This window comes from Mesorhizobium sp. M0217 (assembly GCF_040321955.1).
GTDB lineage: Bacteria > Pseudomonadota > Alphaproteobacteria > Rhizobiales > Rhizobiaceae > Mesorhizobium.
The window spans coordinates 121,851-138,693 of sequence record NZ_JAMYSN010000016.1; the positions used below are offsets into that span (position 1 = coordinate 121,851).

Here is a 16,843-nt window from a genome sequence, read left to right on the forward strand (position 1 = left end):
TTTTGATGGGCATGCCCATTACGGTCGACGTCGGCCGCGCGTCGACCGGTGAGCTGATTGAGACGGTCTTCTGCTACTTCGAGCACATCGACCGGCGCTTCAGCACATACCGGGCCGACAGCGAGATCACGGCCATTAACTGCGGCGACGTTCCGGTCGTCGACTGGAGCGGCGAGATGACGGAAGTGTTCGCTCTCGCCCAACAGACGAAAGACGAGACGGACGGATACTTCGATATTCGCAAGCCCGACGGGTCGCTCGATCCTTCCGGCATCGTCAAGGGCTGGGCCATCCGCAACGCGGCAGGCATCGTTCAGCGAGCCGGCATCCGCGATTTCTTCATCGAAGCGGGAGGCGACGTCCAGTCCTGCGGCAGGAATGCCTCGGGCCATGACTGGAGCGTCGGCATCCGCAATCCCTTCAACGCGGACGAGATCGTAAGGGTGGTCTATCCCCGCGGTCGCGGTGTCGCGACCTCCGGCACCTATGTGCGCGGTCAACACATCTACAACCCGCATGGAATTGGCAGTCCGATCCAGGACATCGTCAGCCTGACCGTCATCGGCGCCGATGTGCTCGAAGCCGATCGTTTCGCGACTGCTGCCTTCGCCATGGGGCGGGTCGGAATACTCTTCATCGAGCAGACGCCAGGCCTCGAAGGATATGTCGTCGACGCCAATGGCCGCGCTACGCCGACAACCGGGTTCGGAGCCCTTTGCCTGCCATGATCAAGATCATCGACCGATTTCTCGATCACCTGACCATGTATCGGCTGGTCCTCTACTATCTGATGGCGCTGGTCGGGGCGGCGTTCGTGCTCGGCTTCGTCAAGCTGGTGCCACATGATCCGATTGCGCTCGCCTTCACGACAGCGCTGGCGTTGGCCGCCTGCTGGCTTACCAACAAGACTTTTGCGCGTATCTTTGCGGTCCCGGCCAACAACGAGTCTGTCTACATCACCGCGCTCATCCTGGTGCTCATCCTCGATCCGGTAGGCACCACGGACATCAAGGGGATCGTGGCGGTGGCATTCGCGTCCGTCTGGGCGATTTCATCCAAATTCATTCTCGCCATCGGCAAAAAGCATCTTTTCAATCCAGCTGCGCTGGGCGTGGCTCTGTCCGCGCTGCTGCTCGATCAACCAGCCACCTGGTGGGTTGGCGGCAATCTGCCGCTGCTCCCGCTGGTCCTCGTCGGCGGCATCCTCATAGTGCGGAAATTACGCCGGCTTGATCTTGTCTCGACCTTCGTTTCCGTGGCGCTGGCGACCATTCTGGCAACCACGGACCCATCGCAGTACTGGACCGCGCTTGCGGAGACACTGGGTTCGTCGCCTCTGCTGTTCTTTGCCTTTGTGATGCTGACCGAGCCGCTAACCGCACCGACGATGCGTTGGCCGCGTATCGCCTTTGCCGCCATCGTCGGCTCCCTGTTCGCTCCCAGCATCCATATCGGCTCGTTTTATTTCACACCGGAACTGGCGCTGCTCGCCGGCAACCTGTTCGCCTATGCGGCTGGCCCGAAGGGACGCTTTGTGCTGACCTTGGAGCGCATCGAGCAATCGGCCGTCGACAGGTATGACTTCGTCTTCCGGTCGCCGCGCAAGCTCGCCTTTGAGGCCGGCCAGTATCTCGAATGGACGCTTGGGCTCGATCATGCCGACAATCGCGGCAACCGCCGTTATTTCACGGTTGCATCAGCGCCTACGGAGGAAACGGTCCGCCTCGGCGTCAAGTTCTATCCGCAATCAAGCGCCTTCAAGCGCGAATTGATGACCATGAAGCCAGGCAGCATGATCCACGCCGCGCAACTGGCCGGCAATTTCACACTGCCCGCCAAACGTGAAACCAAGATTGCCTTCCTGGCCGGAGGCATCGGCATCACGCCGTTCCGCTCGATGCTGCAATATCTCCTCGACCGCAAGGAGCGGCGACCGATCGTCATCCTGTACGGAACCGAGGGCCAGCAGGACATGGCCTATGGCGACGTGCTTGCCGCCGCCAGGCAGGAACTTGGAATCAAGACTATCCACGCAGTAGCGCGCGGTGGCGAGCGCGGCCAATATCCCGGATACATCGATGAGCGCCTGATACGTCTGGCCATACCCGACTACCTCGAGCGCACCTTCTACATTTCCGGCCCGCAGGCGATGGTCAAGGCGCTGCGTCAGAAACTGCTGGCCATGGGCATTCGCCGCTCGAAGATAAAGGTCGACTATTTCCCCGGCTTTGCCTGAAGCACGCTCAACTGTGTCGCGGCAAGGAAATGGTTACAACCAGACCCGGTTCGGCGTTGGCCATGGCAAGGCGTCCGCCATAGGCTTCGACAATGTCGGAAACGATGGCCAGACCAAGGCCGTTGCTGCCACCCCTGCTGTCGAGCTGGACGCCACGCGACAGAGCGGTCTCCCGATCGGCATCCGGTATACCTGGGCCATCATCGGCGACAGTGACGATCACCTCGTCAGCGGTGGAGGATGCATCGACACGGACTGACGACTTTGCGTAGCGCGCGGCGTTTTCAACCAGATTGCCGAGGATTTCAGACAGGTCGCCTTCGTCGATTGGCGCCGCTAGTTCTGCCGCGACGTCCATCTTGAATGAAAGCTGCTTGCCGCTTGGCGTGCGTTTGACGACGGCAATGACGCCAGTCGCTACCTCCGACACCAGGCAGGATGCCTTGCCGGAGACGCCTGGCGCGAGGCGGGCGCGCGCGAGCTCCCGCTCGACATGGCGCCGGATCGCTCCGGCGCTCTTCTCGATCTCATCGGCCAAGTCCGTCTCGCCCTTCTTGCGCAACGCGCGGATATCGGCCGACAGCACTTGCAACGGCGTCTTGAGGCCGTGTGCCAGATCAGTGGCACGCGAGCGGGCTCGGGCAAGAGCCTTTTCCTGGGCATTGAGAAGACGATTGATTTCGTCCGCGAGCGGCTGCACTTCGCTTGGTGCCACCACATCGAGCCGTTCCGTTCGCTGCGCAATCACGCTTACGACGGCGGCCCGCAAGGTCTCCAACGGCGCAAGGCCAATGGTGATCTGGATGAAAAACGCGGCCATGAGGACTGCTGCGAGCATCAGGAGAGCCGGAGCGAGATCACGAACATATTCGCTTACGGACACCTCAACGGTTCGATGATCTTCCGCCACGATGGCACGAAAGGATCGGCCTCCGGCATCGATGATCGTGCGCTCGACCGCAATGGTGAGTTCTCCGCCCGGGCCCGTGAACTCCTCGACCGTTCGCAGCCCACCACTTGCGCTGCGGGCAGGCAGGAGCAGCTTGGCGTCCCACAGTGATCGCGAACGCTCGAGGCTGCCGGTGGCGATGTCCTCCACCTGCCAGTAGTAGCCGGACAGTGGATTGGCAAACCGAGGATCGGTCAGCACCGGGGTCACGACAAGGTGGCCGTCACTTGTGAAGGTCGTTGCGCCGATCAACTCATTAAGGTCGACCGTCAGTTCGCCTACGACGCGCCTCTCCACATGAAGTTCGAACAGATAGCGCAAGCCGGCGCCGGCGATGCCCAGTGCGGCAAGAATCGAGATGGTTGCTGCCAACCACAGCCGGAAGCGGATCGAGTTACCCATCAGGCGGCATCGTCGGGCATCAGATACCCGAACCCTCGCCTTGTCTCGATGACATCGCTGCCGAGCTTCCGTCGCAATCGCGCTACAATGACCTCAATCGCGTTCGGATCGCGGTCGTTGCCTGAATCGTAAAGATGCTCAGCCAGTTCGGTCGGCGCCACCACCCGTCCTGCATGATGCATCAGAAACGCCAGGAGCCGGTACTCCAGCGGCGACAGGGAAACGGGAATACCGCGCAGTGATATCCGCATCTGGCGCGTGTCCAGAAGCAGAGGGCCGGACCTCAGAACGGGTGCCGCCTGCCCTGCCGAGCGACGCAGGATGGCCCGCAACCGGGCGAGCAGTTCTTCCATTTCAAAAGGCTTGGGAAGATAGTCGTCAGCACCGGAGTTGATGCCCTCGACGCGCTCGGTCCACATCCCCCTTGAGGTCAGGATCAGAACCGGAAAACGGCGGGCATTGGCCCGCCAACGTTTCAATATCGTGAGGCCATCGAGCTTGGGCAATCCGAGATCCAGAATCGCAGCATCATAATTCTCGACATCGCCAGCGAACCAGGCAGCTTCACCATCCTTTGCGACGTCGACCGCCATTCCGGACGCCTTGAGGGCAGTCGCGATATCGGCAGCGATACGGGGCTCGTCCTCGGCGAGGAGGATCTTCATCAGTCGCCCTTCCCATCGCGCATGATGACGCCGGCACCCGCGTCGACGTCGACGGCCCTTCGCCGGCCATCGGCACCGACGACCTGGAACCGGTAGACCCATTTATTGGCCTTGCGGATGAGATCGACCGCCACGACATCGCCGGGAGCTTTGGCGCGGACAATGTCCAGTATATCGGCAAGGCCCTTGATTTCGCCGTGCTCGTACAAATCGCGCGCCCGGTCATGGTCGCCGTCATCGTCCTCATCGGCACGGGCAGCGACAGGCATGGCCAGGACAAGTCCAGCGAGACCCAGCACCGCCAAACGCTGCAACCGGCTTTTCATCGGCAAGGCATGTCGCACGTTCAAGCTTTCAATTTGCTGTCAATCATCCTCAGCCCGCAGCAAGCGAAGGGTCCATATCAAGGCATTATCGCGTCCAATCATGGCCGCGCCGAGAAGGATACCAGACCATGCGCAATTCCATGCTTGTCCTTGCAGCACTTGCAGGCCTCACGATCTTTGTCCTGCCGGCTGCCGCTGAATCCGGCGAAGGATCATGCGGGGCGCCATCGTCCGTTGCCCCGTCAGGCCCGATCGACTTGCAGGCCATCCCGATGCAGGACGCCACCACCCCGAAAGCCATCAAGAGTGATGACGATGCATGCGAAGGCCGCCAAGGCGACGAGGCCGACGAAAACGACTGATCTCTCGTCGCAGTGCGTGGCCCGCGACAGCCCGCGCGAACGTCGTCGGCCAAGGCTCGCTGCCAGGCTGGCAATTATCCAAAGTCCCAAACCAATTCTGGAGAGCCTTCGTGGTCCCCATTCAACACATCCACCCAATTCTTGTCCATTTTCCTATCGTTCTGATCTACACGCTTGCGGCTATCGACCTTGTGGCGCTGGCACGCGGCAGCTCCGTCACAAGGAAATCAGGCGCCGGCACGATCTCTACGTTTGTGGCCCTGGCCGCCGGAGTCTTCGCCCTTGGGACCTGGTTCTTCGGCGGTCTTGCCCTGGATCACGCCGAAGCGGCCGGCTTCAGCAGCGATATCGCGGGAATCCACGAAAGCCTGGGGGGTATCACTGCCTTTGCCTTCCTGATCTGGGGACTTGTGAGGCTTGCACTTTGGGCCCGGAATCGCGAGTTTCGGGCTGTCACGATCGCCATCCCTTTGATCGAAATTTGCGGAGCAATTCTGGTCACTGCGACGGCCTACTATGGTGGATTGCTTGTCTACGAACTTGGCGTGAATGTCGCCAAGACCGCTATTGCTGGTTGACCACAGGCGCCCGTCATTCGCGACCCCAACTCTGGACCATATGCCTCGATAGCAAAATGATTCAGATCAAGGCGCTTCGTGCATGTGGAGCCTAAGACGCCGGAGGTTTGGAGAAACTCCGGAGAGCGAACATGCAAGCCGCAGCCATAATGAGCAAGCCAGTCGTCGGCATCGACCCGTCCGCATCGATCGCCGAGGCGGCCGCGATGATGCTCTTCAGAAAGATCAGCGGCTTTCCCGTCATCCGGGGCGACGGCACCCTGGTCGGGATCGTCAGCGAGGGCGATTTCCTGCGTCGCGGAGAACTGGGCACGGAGCGCAAGCGCTCGCGCTGGCTGGAGGTTCTCGTCAGCCCCGGAAAGGCGGCCGATGAATATGTCCGCGCCAATGGGCGACGGATCGAGGAGGTGATGTCGCAAGATGTCGTCACGGCATCCCCTACCGCATCGCTCGCCGAGGTCGTTGATCTCATGACGCGTCACCACATCAAACGCATTCCTGTCGTCGACAATGGGAAAGTCGTCGGCATCATCACCCGCTCTGATGTTCTGCGGGCATCGCTCGGCGTGCTTCCGGATGCGGCCGCTGCAGCCATCGATGACGAACAGATTCGGCAGAACATCATGACCGAGCTAGCGTCGCGGAAATGGGCCGCCAAGGACTTGATCAACGTGACGGTGAAACATGGCGTGGTGAAACTAAGCGGCGCCATCTTCGACGAACGTGAGCGGCAGGCAGCTATTGTTGCGGCGGAAAACGTCGCCGGCGCCAAAGCGGTCAAGGATGATCTCTTCTGCGCCGATCCCGTGTCCGTCATACTTGTTTCTTAGCGGTGATACGACCACCACCGAGTTACTGTCGCGAGCGGCCGTGCCCTCGGCTTTCAACGCAGCATCAAGGATATGCCCAGGTCTCGTGCATGCCTCGCTGCGCTCAGACTGCGACTAAAAGTATCAATGGCCGAAGAGCAGCAGGGCGAATGCAAGAAGCGCGGTGCCCGCAACTCTCTCTGCCGTCCTTTTGCTTCCTCTGAAGCGCCGACCTAGCAAAAGCCACACTGATCCCGTGGCAGCTGTCATCGCCAGGAGCGCAACCCAGAAGATCCCCAGCGCGCGCGGTTCGATGTCAATCGGCACGATAGCCAGGCAATAAATAAAGGCCTTCGGATTCAGGGCACTGGTCGCCACAACAGAAATGGCGTCGCCGTTTTGGGACACGTTGATCCTGGCACTCGCCATGAGACGCAGGCCAAGAAACACGAGCCATGCGGCTGCAACCAGCCTCAGTATCTGAATGGCATCCGGCGACACAACGGGACGCAGCGAAAACCAGCACCCGGATGCAATCCCGTATCCGCATGCCTGAGCGGCCAAGAGCTTGATCGCATTCTGTCGTTTGACCGAAGCGGCCATCAAAAGGGCGTTGGTAGGCCCTGGTGCCACAAAGAGCAGAAATGCTTCCAGAAAGACCAGATCGTCCATTGAAGTCGTGACGCCCTCAAGGCTGACCTGATTGATGCACTACCGTTGGCCGGCTGCGTGCTGCAGTCGTGCGATCAGGTCGCTGTTGCGGCAGTAATCTGGGGGAGCATCGGCTTGCTGATGATCGTCAAGCCAAGCCGAGCATTCATCCTGATGGCCGCAGGCACGGCAGCGGTTCACCGCCCGATTGGTGACTGCCGCATGGTCTGCCACGACCTTCAAATGTCTGTTGACGCCGAGCGTCCGCATCATGCGACCCATCAGAGCCGTTCTGGCGTCGACCGAAATCAGGTAATCGAGAAAGCTCATATTGATCACTCCTGCCTACTCGCCATCATTGCCATGCTGGCGGCCAGCGGCGTTGATCTCGATCAAGAGGCGGCATCCTTCCCAACCTCTGAGCCCTTGGAAAGGGAGCATGCCGCGCTAAACAGAAGCGACGAGCCAGTCTATAAAGGGCCGCTGACCGGCAAGCAGTTTTACCCGGGCCAGATCTAGGTCCAGCCATGCACAGCGATCCACCTCGGGAAATGACTGCATGCGGCCGCTGCGTCGTGGCCATTCCATCTCAAAAATGTTGCTGCGCAAGGTCGCGACATCGAAATCGCCTTCAAGCGCGAAAGCAGCAATGAGTTTGCTCTTTCGCTGGCGCAACTCTCCCAGATTGAGCAGGATCCCTTTGGGCTCCCAGCCTGTCTCTTCCTGGAATTCGCGCCGCGCTGCCGCTTCCGGCAGTTCGCCTTCACCGTACTCGCCCTTGGCGATGGACCAGGCGCCAAGATCTCGGCTTTGCCAGAAGGGGCCGCCTGGATGGACAAGCAGCACCTGCAGCCCATGGATCGATCTGCGAAAGGGCAGAATGCCCGCGCTTCTTTTCATCATCGCTTGAAGCCTTCCCTCATGGCCTATGATCTCGGATAGGCCACGTGAGGCTTGAGCTCTCCGTCGATCAGCTGCCCCGCCCTCCTCCGGCGCGACTGGCGGCTCTCTTGCCCGAAGAACCAGCGCTTGGTCGCCTCCGAGGCCAGGACATAGAGCGCAGTGATTGCGACAAGCCCGGCAAGCACGGGCAGCGGCAAAGGCACGAAGCCGAACCAGGCAGCAAACGGCAGATAGGGGATGATGATCGCGACAACCCCGACAGCCAACGTAAGCCAGGCGAGCAATGGGCTCGGACGGCTGGTCCAGAAAGCTCTGTGCGTGCGCACAATGAGCACGATCGCAAGCTCTGTCAGCAACGATTCGACAAACCAGCCCGTCTGGAAGGCAGCCGCCGTGGCGTGCGCGACGAACAGCAGGAACGCGAACGTGGCGAAATCGAACAGCGAACTGACCAGGCCAAAGCTGATCATGAACCGCCGCACGAAACGGATGTCCCAGTGGCGCGGCCGGCGCAGCTGGTCTGGATCCACGTTGTCGCCTGCGATGGCGAGAGAAGGAACGTCGGAAAGGAAATTGTTGAGCAGGATCTGTGTTGCCAGAAGCGGCAGGAAAGGCAGGAAAAGCGAGGCGATAGCCATGCTGATCATATTGCCGAAATTGGCACTGGTGGTGATTGAAATATACTTCATCGTGTTGGCGAATGTCTTGCGGCCATCGTCGACGCCGCGCACCAGCACGCCCAAATCCTGCTTGAGGAGGATGATATCGGCGGCCTCGCGCGCGACATCGACAGCGGTGTCGACCGAGATGCCGATGTCAGCCTCATGGAGGGCGGGCGCATCATTGATGCCGTCGCCAAGGTAACCAACGACATGGCCCCTGCTCCGCAAGGCCTGAACGATGCGCTCCTTCTGGTTGGGATCGATCTCGACGAAAAGATCGGTGTGCTGCACGCCTGCAAAAAGCGCGCTCTTGGTCAATTTCGAAAGCGCCTCGCCGGTCATGATCCTGTCGGCGCGCAGGCCGACCGCCTGCGCAAGATGCGCGGCAACATAACGGTTGTCGCCCGAAATGACCTTTACCGCGATGCCGCGGTGGGCGAGCTCGGCAAGTGTCTCCCTGACGCCTTTCTTCGGCGGGTCGAGAAAAAGCAGGAAGCCCGCGAAGGCGAGCTCGATCTCATCTTTCCTGCTGAACGCTTTCCGGTTCTCAAATCGACGGATCGCCACACCCAGCACGCGGTAGCCGTCCGCGCTCCAGCGCCGGAATTTGTCGTCGATCGCCGCACGGTGCGTTGCATCGAGGGGTTCCAGCCCCCTGGCCGTGCAGACGGAGCCGCAGGTCTGGAGAACATTCTGCACGGCGCCTTTGGTGATCAGGAGATCTCCGGCATCCTTGCTCCGCACAACAACGGATAGGCGCTTGCGGATAAAATCGTAAGGAATCTCATCGACCTTCGTGAAGGCAGCAAACGATGCGCCCTCGCCCGGCGCAGCGGCGATCGCTTCGTCCAGCGGGTTCTTCAGTCCGGTCTGCAGGGTCGCGTTGAGACGGGCCCAAAGCAGGATGTCGGCTGACGGATTGGCATCGACATCGAGCCACCCGTCGAGGTGGATGACGCCTTCCGTCAGCGTGCCGGTCTTGTCGGTGCACAGCAGGTCCATGCTGCCCAGATTCTCGATAGCATCGAGACGGCGCACGATGACGCCATTGGCAGCCATCGCGCGAGCCCCTCGAGCCAGCGTCACACTGATGATGGCCGGAAGGAGTTCCGGCGTGAGGCCAACCGCGAGCGCCAGCGAAAACAGCAGCGATTCAATCAGCGGTCGATGCAGCATCAGGTTGGCGAAGAACACCAGGATGACAATCGCCAGCATGATCTCGGTCATCAGATAGCCGAACTGTCTTATCCCCCGGGCAAACCCCGTTTCGGGGATCTTTCGCTCCAGGGCCGCGGCGATCGATGCGAATTCGGTGCGGGCGCCTGTCGCCGCGGCAAGCACAGTCGCGGTACCGCTGCGAACCGATGTGCCCGTGAAGACTGCATTGGTGCGCTGGGAAAGCGAAGCCTCTGGCCCCGACCGCCCCGGTGTCTTCACCGCGGGAAAGGTTTCACCGGTCAGCAGGGCCTCGCTGACATTGAAATCGCGCGCGTCCAGAATGATACCGTCCGCGGGGATGAGGTTTCCTGCTGAAAGCCGGATGACGTCGCCCGGCACGATGTCTTCGGCAGCAATCGAACACTCGACGCCGTCACGCAACACAATGGCCTTGCGCGAAATACGCTGTTTCAGGGCCTCGGTCGCCCGCGACGCGCCATATTCCTGGGTGAAGCTCAGGATGCAGCTTGCCAGCACTATCGCACCGATGATCGCAGCCTCCTGGCCCTCACCGACGAAAGCCGACACGCTGGCTGCGAAAATGAGGATCAGGACAAGCGGGCTGCGGAACTGGCGGGCAAACATGACCATGGCCGACGCGCTCGACTTCGACGCCGGTGTGTTTCGACCGAATTTTGCCAGCCGCGATGCGGCCTCGGAGGCGGCAAGCCCCGATGGCGACGTCTCGAGGCTCCGCAGGAGGTCATCAGTCTCGATCGACCAATAAGCGGCGCCGTCCGGCGGCACGGATTGCTGGTCAGCTTCGCCTGTCATCAATACGACAGGAAGCGGCTGATGCCGCTCTCTTCGATCAGCGTGCGGGTGACGCCGCCAAACGCCCATTCCCGCAAGCGGCTGTGGCCGTAGGCGCCCGAAACGATCAGGTCCGCGTGAATCGAGCGTGCGAAAGTCACCAGCCGGGCGCCATCAGCCTCGCCGGAGATCAACTCGGTTCGCGCCTTGATGCCATGGTGCCCAAGAAAGGCGGCGACATCGTCGAGGCTGTTACGAATGCTCTCGTCACGACTGTTGTCAATTGTGGCGACGACAACCTCGTTCGCCTTGGCCAGAAACGGCAGTGCATCGGCTATCGCCCGCCGTGCCTCCCTGGTGTCCTTCCAGGCAACCAGCACGGTTTTCGCGCGGATATGCTCCATATTGCCGGCAGTGACCAGAACTGGCCGCCCGGTCCCGAGTGCTAGGCTGCCAATGTCGACAGCGCGAAAGACATTGTCTCCATCGCCACCACCGGTGACGATGAGATCGGTCGCGGCCGCTTTTGCACTGAGCAGGCGGGTTGGACTGCAGACCGCTTGCCCCCATTCGCTTGTGATCGAAGCTGGGACAAGCGTCTCGAACACGTCACGTAATTCGGCGAGCCGCTTTTCGATTTCCGTTCGTTGGATCTGCATGACCTCGCCCTCGTAGACCATGCCGTCGCCTGTTGCGACCAGAGGCGGGACGTCAGCGGCCGCCAGGCCGATCAGATGCGCTCCAAATCGTTCGGCAAGTTCGATCCCAACCTGAACAATGGGCGCAGGAGCCCCATCGATGGCGAGGTTTACGATAATTGACTTGTAGGACATTGCGGATGCCTTTCGATGAAACGGCGCAATTGCGTGATGGATCGCATTCGTCAGCGTCCGGTGCCTTGATGCGCGTCAAAGACCCGCCAATTGCGCCTACCAACGGAATCTCTTGCGGAACCGCCGTCGCGATCTGTTTTGCCTGTGCGATGAGAAGTGATAGGTAGCCCCGGTAGCACCGTCTCGAACCCAGGAATTTCAGGTGATCAAAGACGAAGCGCTCAGTTTGTCGCCCGGTGGGACGACACTGAAAGCCCTCTTGTCGCGGATGTTCGATCAGGCTCCGGGCTTCATCGCGCTCATGCGCGAGCCGGGTCACGTTTTCGAACTGACCAATGCCGCCTACCAGCGGTTGATCGGCAACAGGCAGGTGATTGGAAAGTCAGTCCGGGAAGCCTTTGCCGAGTTCGAAGGAGATGAGTTTTTCGGGCATCTGGACCAGGTCTACACGACCGGCGAGCCATACAGAGGCCAGGGCGTAAAGGTCGGCCTTCGCAACAAGGCCGACGGGCCGCTCGAAGAGCGCATCCTTGATTTCGTCTATCAGCCCATCAAGTCCGACGATGGCCGTATCACCGCGATCTTCATCGAAGGCACGGATGTCAGCGAACTCTCCTTTGCAAACGCAGCTCTTCGGCTGCGTGAGGACCATTTACGATCGATCCTGGCAACAGTGCCGGATGCAATGGTCGTCATCGATGAGCAAGGCGGGATCCAATCGTTCAGCACAGCCGCCGAAACATTGTTTGGCTATCAGTCAGGTGAGGTCATTGGCCAAAACGTGAAAATGCTGATGCCCCCGCCCTACCGCGACGAGCATGATGCCTATCTGCTTCGCTACCTGACCACCGGAGAGCGCCGGATTATCGGGCTCGGGCGCACCGTCACCGGGATGCGCAAGGATGGTTCGACCTTCCCGATGGAGCTTTCCGTCGGCGAAATGAATCCTGGAACCGGACGCTTCTTTACCGGCTTTTGCCGCGACCTGACTGAACGCCACCGGGCGGAAGCAAGAATCCAGGAGCAGCAGCAGGAGTTGCTTCACATGGCGAGGTTTACCGCACTCGGCGAAATGGCCTCGACGCTTGCGCATGAGATCAACCAGCCGCTTACCGCCATCACCAACTACCTCAAAGGCAGTCGTCGGCTGCTCGAGAAGAGTACGGAAGAAAACGCGCCTATGCTGCGGGATGCCGTGGAAAAGGCAGCTGAGCAGGCCCTACGGGCAGGAGACGTCATCCGTCATCTCAGGGATTTTGTTGCAAGGGGCGAAAGCGAGCGTCAGGTCGAACGATTGCCAGCGCTGATTGAGGAAGCCTCATCGCTGGCCCTGGTCGGTGCGAGGGAGACAAATGTCCTCGTCAGCTACAAGCTTGACCCTGCCGCCGAACTGGTCTTGACCGACCGCATCCAGATTCAGCAGGTTCTGCTCAACCTGATGCGCAACGCGGTGGAGGCCATGCAGGATGCACCGCGCCGCGAATTGAAAGTCACAACCGTTGCTCGGGATGATGGGATGGCAGAGGTAAGCGTGATCGATACCGGCCCAGGTCTCGCGCCGGAGGTCTCGGCTCAACTGTTCCAGCCATTTGTCACCACAAAGAAGCAAGGCATGGGTGTCGGCCTTTCCATTTGCCGCACCATCGTGGAATCGCACGGTGGTCATATATGGGCCGAGGCAATGCCGGCCGGCGGGACCGCTTTCCGCTTCACCTTGCGCATCGTAGATAAGGAAGAGGTCACAAATGGCCGAGAGTGATCTGGTGGTACACGTGGTCGACGACGACGTCGACGTTCGCAAGTCGCTCGGTTTTCTGCTGGCCACGGCAGACTTCGCTGTACGCCTGCACGAATCGGCCACAGCTTTCCTCTCGACGGCGACGGGCAGTCTCGACGGCTGCATTGTTACCGATGTGCGCATGCCGGGCATAGACGGCATCGAGTTCCTGCGCCAGCTCAGAGCAGGCGGGCATAGAATCCCGGTCATCGTCATGACTGGCCACGCCGATGTGGCGCTAGCCGTTCAGGCAATGAAGGAAGGCGCTTCCGATTTCATCGAGAAGCCGTTCGACGATGAAATGCTGATCGAAGCGATTCACTCCGCTCTGGCCAACCGCAATCAGCTCAATGCGGCGCATCCGCAGTCAGCCGATATCCGCGGGCGTCTGTCGACCTTGTCGGAACGCGAGCGGCAGGTCCTCGACGGGCTCGTGTCGGGTCTGCCGAACAAGACGATCGCCTATGACCTAGGAATCAGCCCGCGTACAGTCGAAATCCATCGTGCCAATGTCATGAGCAAGATGGGCGCCGGCAGTCTATCACATCTTGTGCGCATGGCGTTGATCGTGGAATCCAGACCCTAGGGAGAACCTTCTAAAGGATTGCCAGTTCTGGCCTGAACCTTCTCAGACTCCCACTCGCGCCAGTGCGTCGGCCGGATGTCAACACGGGCGCCGGTGGTGGCGTTCTTCCAGCCTTCTCGACTCCTTACGCACGGAAATACCAGTGCATGCGTCCCCTCTTCGTCGAAGACGGCGAGTTCGAGGTCGCGACCATACGGTGCGCTTAGGATTGGGTTCCACATCGTCTTAGCTTTGAGGAAAACAGCGCAGCGCGCTTTGACATGGATCATTTTCGAGGATTGCTGAACTTTTGTCCGCAAGACGGCACCCTGCCTTGATCTTGATCAAAGACGCTTCCGTCGAGCAGTCTATCGTTCCATTTCAAAGGAGAATTGCGATGCAGAACATCAAGGTCGACGAGGCGCTGTGGGCGTCCAGTATGTTGCCCGAGGGCATATACCGGAGCGTCGGTTCATTGCCAGCGGCGACACAATCAAGGCCAGCGAGCGAATAGCCGAGTTCGCGTCGAAGACGCGCTTCACGAGATTGTCGCGCCGGCAGGTGGCCGCGCGACGATTGTCGCCGCAGCAAATGCCGTTATCAAACCCGGCTCGATCCTGGCAACGCTGGAGTTCCAATCCGCGTGAAGCATTCGAGCGCGACAATTGCGCTCATCAACAATAACTCAAGGACGTTAAGACATGCAGACCCAACATGCCGTCGCTTGGCTCGACCATCGCGAAGCCAAGGTGTTTTTCTTCAATCGTGAGTCAGCCGAAAGCGTGAGGCTTGCCACTACGCTGGCGCATCATCAGACTCATAACAAGGCAGGCAGCATCGACGGCAAGCGTGCGCCGGAAAACGAAGCCTTCTACCACGATGTGGTCAACGCCCTGCAGCCGGCCAAGGAATGGCTGATCGTGGGACCAGGATCGGCAAAGGATGAGCTGGCCAGGCATATCCGCGACCACCATGCGCACTTGAAGGACCGCATTCTCGGTGTTGAACCCGCGGAACATCCTACGGAGGCCCAGATCGTGGCGCACGCGCGGTCGTTCTTCCGTGCCGCTGACCGGATGTTGCGCTAGCTCCATCTGGAGTTGCTCTGATGGAGACTGCAAGGTCGATTACATGGTACAGAGCGACCTGGATAAACTCCGATCGCGCTGCGATCTGTCAGGCTCGGTCGGTCGCTGCGCCTATGACCTCGATCACGGTTGCTGCAAGCTGCCGATGTAAGCGATTATCGCCTCGATCTGGTCAGGGCTCGCAACCCATTCGGGCATGTCTGGATGGCCCGTCGAAATTCCCTCGGCGAGGGCTTCCTCGAGATCCGCGATCGGATAGCGCTTCGACAAGGTGCGAAACGCCGGTGCGTCGGGATGGGTGCTTTTATCGGTTTTTCCAATGGAGTGGCAGCGGGCACAATTGAACTCGACCAAGGTATGACCGCGTTCCGTCAGGCTGTTGGCCTGTGCGGGCAGCACGGAACCAACCAACACCACCGCAGGGGCGCAAACCGATCGAAACCACCACCGCCAGCAACGCCCTTTGCCCATATTGCTGCTCATGGTTGCGCCCTTCGATTTACGCGACTGTCTTCGCCGCAGCGTCCTCGATTGCTGCATGCCGAATTGCGACGGTCGGGGATGGGTCAGCATGATCGGCACTCCATTGTGATTGGTGCAAACAAAAGTGTTCGTCATGCGACGCTAACACTGTTCGTCGCCAAGTCGTTGATCCGGATCAACAGATGCTATCGGGCCTGCCGATATCGTTCCCGCGTTTGACACGCATCAAGGTCGCTGCCCGTTCTTCGTGGCTAGCTCGGTTGAACACAAAGGGGCTACCGCGATGGCTTTCAAAACGATCATGGTTCAACTGGACGTGGACACCATCGCTGCGCCACGCATCTCCATGGCTTGGGATCTTGCTCAACGACATAATGCCGATCTGATCGGATTCTGTGCAGCGGAGCCGCATTTTGTCATGCCAACCGGCACCGATGACCAGGCCGCGACCAAGGCGTTGTGGTGTCAGGCGGAGGAGATAGAGGGCCGCCTCAACTGTTTGAGAGAGGAATTCCTGAGCACGGTCAACGGCAGCAATCGCGCCTCGTGGCGCGGAGAAATAGGACATCCCACTCGCCAGCTCGCACTCAATGCGCGTGCCGCCGACCTGATCCTAACTGGCTCGCCGGCGGTTGACCTGATCGTCGACCATCATCGTATGCTGGATCCGGCAAGTCTCATTCTTGCAGCCGGCCGCCCGATACTTGTGGCGTCGGAAACCTCTGCCCCGATCAGAGCTGAAAGCATCCTGATAGCATGGAACGATACGCGGGAAGCACGCCGCGCTGTCGTGGACGCAATGCCCTTTCTGGTCGAGGCCAGAAATGTTGTGGTCGTATCCGTAAACAGGGGAAACGCCGCGCCTCCGGACGATGTTGCGGACGTCGAGCGCTTCCTGGCACGCCACGGGGTGAAGGCGAGATCGGAAGTTTTGGATGCGCACTTCTCCGAGCCGGCGGACCTGCTCCTCCAGATTGGTAGGGAGAATGCCGCTGATCTGATTGTCCTGGGTGGCTATGGCCACAGCCGTGTCCGTGAAATGACCTTTGGCGGCGTCACGCGTTCAGTGCTGCGCAGCGGATCGTTGCACCGCTTCATCTCGAACTAAGCAATAAGGCGTCTTGGCTCCCTGACGTTGACATGGATCAAGGTTGGCCTTTCCGGCGAACAGCTACATTACCTTTGCCAAGTTGAGCGTAGCCGCTGATTGAGGGCGCAAGACACCGCGGGCAAACGCGGGCGCGCAGAGCGATCATCATGCAGACGACAAGACTTGGTAAGGGGCCGCCGCACTGTCCTTGGGCCACGGATGAAAATCCAGGCGGCGGGCATGGTGTGGCGGCACCAACGGATTGCTCGACAGCAATAGGGATTGCCGACATGAACTATCAGCGGTTCTTCGAGGAAGCGATCAACCAGCTCCACGCCGAGCGGCGCTACCGGGTTTTCGCCGATCTCGAGCGCATTGTCGGCAAGTTTCCGCGCGCCATCTGGCGTTCAAACGGCCGCGCCGAGGAAATCACCGTCTGGTGCTCCAACGACTATCTCGGCATGGGCCAGAACCCCGATGTCATCGCCGCTTT

Annotated in this window: 18 protein-coding genes and 1 pseudogene; 10 read left to right on the forward strand and 9 right to left on the reverse strand. The window is 60.2% G+C overall.

All coding sequences use genetic code 11. The features are described from left to right. Nucleotides 1–5 precede the first annotated feature (5 nt). Together NKJ18_RS23070 and NKJ18_RS23075 are read left to right on the forward strand one after the other, a co-directional pair. Nucleotides 6–728 carry an FAD:protein FMN transferase gene (locus NKJ18_RS23070; RefSeq protein ID WP_352759793.1) on the forward strand — a complete coding sequence of 241 codons (723 nt, stop codon included), beginning with the start codon at nt 6–8 and terminating at the stop codon, nt 726–728. Then, nucleotides 725–2,236: an RnfABCDGE type electron transport complex subunit D gene (locus tag NKJ18_RS23075; RefSeq protein ID WP_352759795.1), complete on the forward strand. Its 1,512-nt coding sequence runs from the start codon at nt 725–727 to the stop codon at nt 2,234–2,236. Before NKJ18_RS23070 ends, NKJ18_RS23075 begins: the two co-directional genes overlap by 4 nt. A 7-nt stretch (nt 2,237–2,243) precedes the next feature. Here NKJ18_RS23075 and NKJ18_RS23080 read toward each other — a convergent pair whose 3' ends face one another. The 3 genes from NKJ18_RS23080 to NKJ18_RS23090 form a co-directional block, all read right to left on the reverse strand. After that, nucleotides 2,244–3,506: a sensor histidine kinase gene (locus NKJ18_RS23080; protein WP_352759797.1), complete on the reverse strand. Its 1,263-nt coding sequence runs from the start codon at nt 3,504–3,506 to the stop codon at nt 2,244–2,246. 80 nt (nt 3,507–3,586) lie between these two features. Then, nucleotides 3,587–4,252 (reverse strand): response regulator transcription factor, encoded by a 666-nt coding sequence (locus NKJ18_RS23085; RefSeq protein WP_352759800.1) that lies wholly within the window; start codon nt 4,250–4,252, stop codon nt 3,587–3,589. After that, a complete protein-coding gene (locus tag NKJ18_RS23090; RefSeq protein WP_352759802.1) occupies nt 4,252–4,566 on the reverse strand; it encodes a PepSY domain-containing protein in 315 nt (104 codons plus the stop codon). Before NKJ18_RS23090 ends, NKJ18_RS23085 begins: the two co-directional genes overlap by 1 nt. 140 nt (nt 4,567–4,706) lie before the next feature. On the opposite strand from NKJ18_RS23090, the gene NKJ18_RS23095 reads away from it, so the two are divergent. The 3 genes from NKJ18_RS23095 (at nt 4,707) to NKJ18_RS23105 (ending at nt 6,348) form a co-directional block, all read left to right on the forward strand. After that, a complete protein-coding gene (locus NKJ18_RS23095; protein ID WP_352759805.1) occupies nt 4,707–4,940 on the forward strand; it encodes a hypothetical protein in 234 nt (77 codons plus the stop codon). A 110-nt stretch (nt 4,941–5,050) separates the two neighbouring features. Next, entirely contained in the window at nt 5,051–5,518 is a 468-nt protein-coding gene (locus tag NKJ18_RS23100) for a DUF2231 domain-containing protein (RefSeq protein WP_352759808.1), read from the forward strand. 131 nt (nt 5,519–5,649) lie between these two features. Continuing rightward, nucleotides 5,650–6,348 carry a CBS domain-containing protein gene (locus NKJ18_RS23105; RefSeq protein ID WP_352759810.1) on the forward strand — a complete coding sequence of 233 codons (699 nt, stop codon included), beginning with the start codon at nt 5,650–5,652 and terminating at the stop codon, nt 6,346–6,348. Nucleotides 6,349–6,471: 123 nt separating this feature from the next. Here the strand turns inward: NKJ18_RS23105 and NKJ18_RS23110 are convergent, their stop codons facing one another. From NKJ18_RS23110 to NKJ18_RS23130, 5 genes are all read right to left on the reverse strand, one after another. Then, entirely contained in the window at nt 6,472–6,999 is a 528-nt protein-coding gene (locus NKJ18_RS23110) for a hypothetical protein (RefSeq protein WP_352759812.1), read from the reverse strand. Between the two features lie 39 nt (nt 7,000–7,038). Further along, a complete protein-coding gene (locus tag NKJ18_RS23115) occupies nt 7,039–7,308 on the reverse strand; it encodes a DUF6455 family protein (protein ID WP_352759814.1) in 270 nt (89 codons plus the stop codon). A gap of 117 nt (nt 7,309–7,425) precedes the next feature. Continuing rightward, nucleotides 7,426–7,881 carry an NUDIX hydrolase gene (locus tag NKJ18_RS23120; RefSeq protein ID WP_023835450.1) on the reverse strand — a complete coding sequence of 152 codons (456 nt, stop codon included), beginning with the start codon at nt 7,879–7,881 and terminating at the stop codon, nt 7,426–7,428. Nucleotides 7,882–7,904: 23 nt separating this feature from the next. Further along, nucleotides 7,905–10,535 carry a magnesium-translocating P-type ATPase gene (gene mgtA / locus NKJ18_RS23125; RefSeq protein WP_352759817.1) on the reverse strand — a complete coding sequence of 877 codons (2,631 nt, stop codon included), beginning with the start codon at nt 10,533–10,535 and terminating at the stop codon, nt 7,905–7,907. Further along, nucleotides 10,535–11,347, reverse strand: coding sequence for a putative universal stress family protein (locus NKJ18_RS23130; protein ID WP_352759820.1), 813 nt, complete (start codon nt 11,345–11,347; stop codon nt 10,535–10,537). Before NKJ18_RS23130 ends, mgtA begins: the two co-directional genes overlap by 1 nt. Nucleotides 11,348–11,549: 202 nt before the next feature. On the opposite strand from NKJ18_RS23130, the gene NKJ18_RS23135 reads away from it, so the two are divergent. The 3 genes from NKJ18_RS23135 (at nt 11,550) to NKJ18_RS23145 (ending at nt 14,777) form a co-directional block, all read left to right on the forward strand. After that, nucleotides 11,550–13,106 carry a PAS domain S-box protein gene (locus tag NKJ18_RS23135; protein WP_031204847.1) on the forward strand — a complete coding sequence of 519 codons (1,557 nt, stop codon included), beginning with the start codon at nt 11,550–11,552 and terminating at the stop codon, nt 13,104–13,106. Further along, nucleotides 13,093–13,710 (forward strand): response regulator FixJ, encoded by a 618-nt coding sequence (gene fixJ / locus NKJ18_RS23140; RefSeq protein WP_023830176.1) that lies wholly within the window; start codon nt 13,093–13,095, stop codon nt 13,708–13,710. The genes NKJ18_RS23135 and fixJ overlap by 14 nt, the downstream gene beginning before the upstream one ends. Before the next feature lie 680 nt (nt 13,711–14,390). Beyond that, nucleotides 14,391–14,777 (forward strand): translational machinery protein, encoded by a 387-nt coding sequence (locus tag NKJ18_RS23145; RefSeq protein WP_352759823.1) that lies wholly within the window; start codon nt 14,391–14,393, stop codon nt 14,775–14,777. A 123-nt stretch (nt 14,778–14,900) separates the two neighbouring features. Here the strand turns inward: NKJ18_RS23145 and NKJ18_RS23150 are convergent, their stop codons facing one another. After that, on the reverse strand, nt 14,901–15,248 hold the full coding sequence (locus NKJ18_RS23150; protein WP_352759834.1) for a c-type cytochrome: 348 nt from the start codon (nt 15,246–15,248) through the stop codon (nt 14,901–14,903). 295 nt (nt 15,249–15,543) lie between these two features. On the opposite strand from NKJ18_RS23150, the gene NKJ18_RS23155 reads away from it, so the two are divergent. Beyond that, nucleotides 15,544–16,368, forward strand: coding sequence for a universal stress protein (locus NKJ18_RS23155; protein ID WP_352759825.1), 825 nt, complete (start codon nt 15,544–15,546; stop codon nt 16,366–16,368). A gap of 272 nt (nt 16,369–16,640) precedes the next feature. Beyond that, a pseudogene (locus tag NKJ18_RS23160) lies at nt 16,641–16,843 on the forward strand (5-aminolevulinate synthase); the annotation flags it as partial.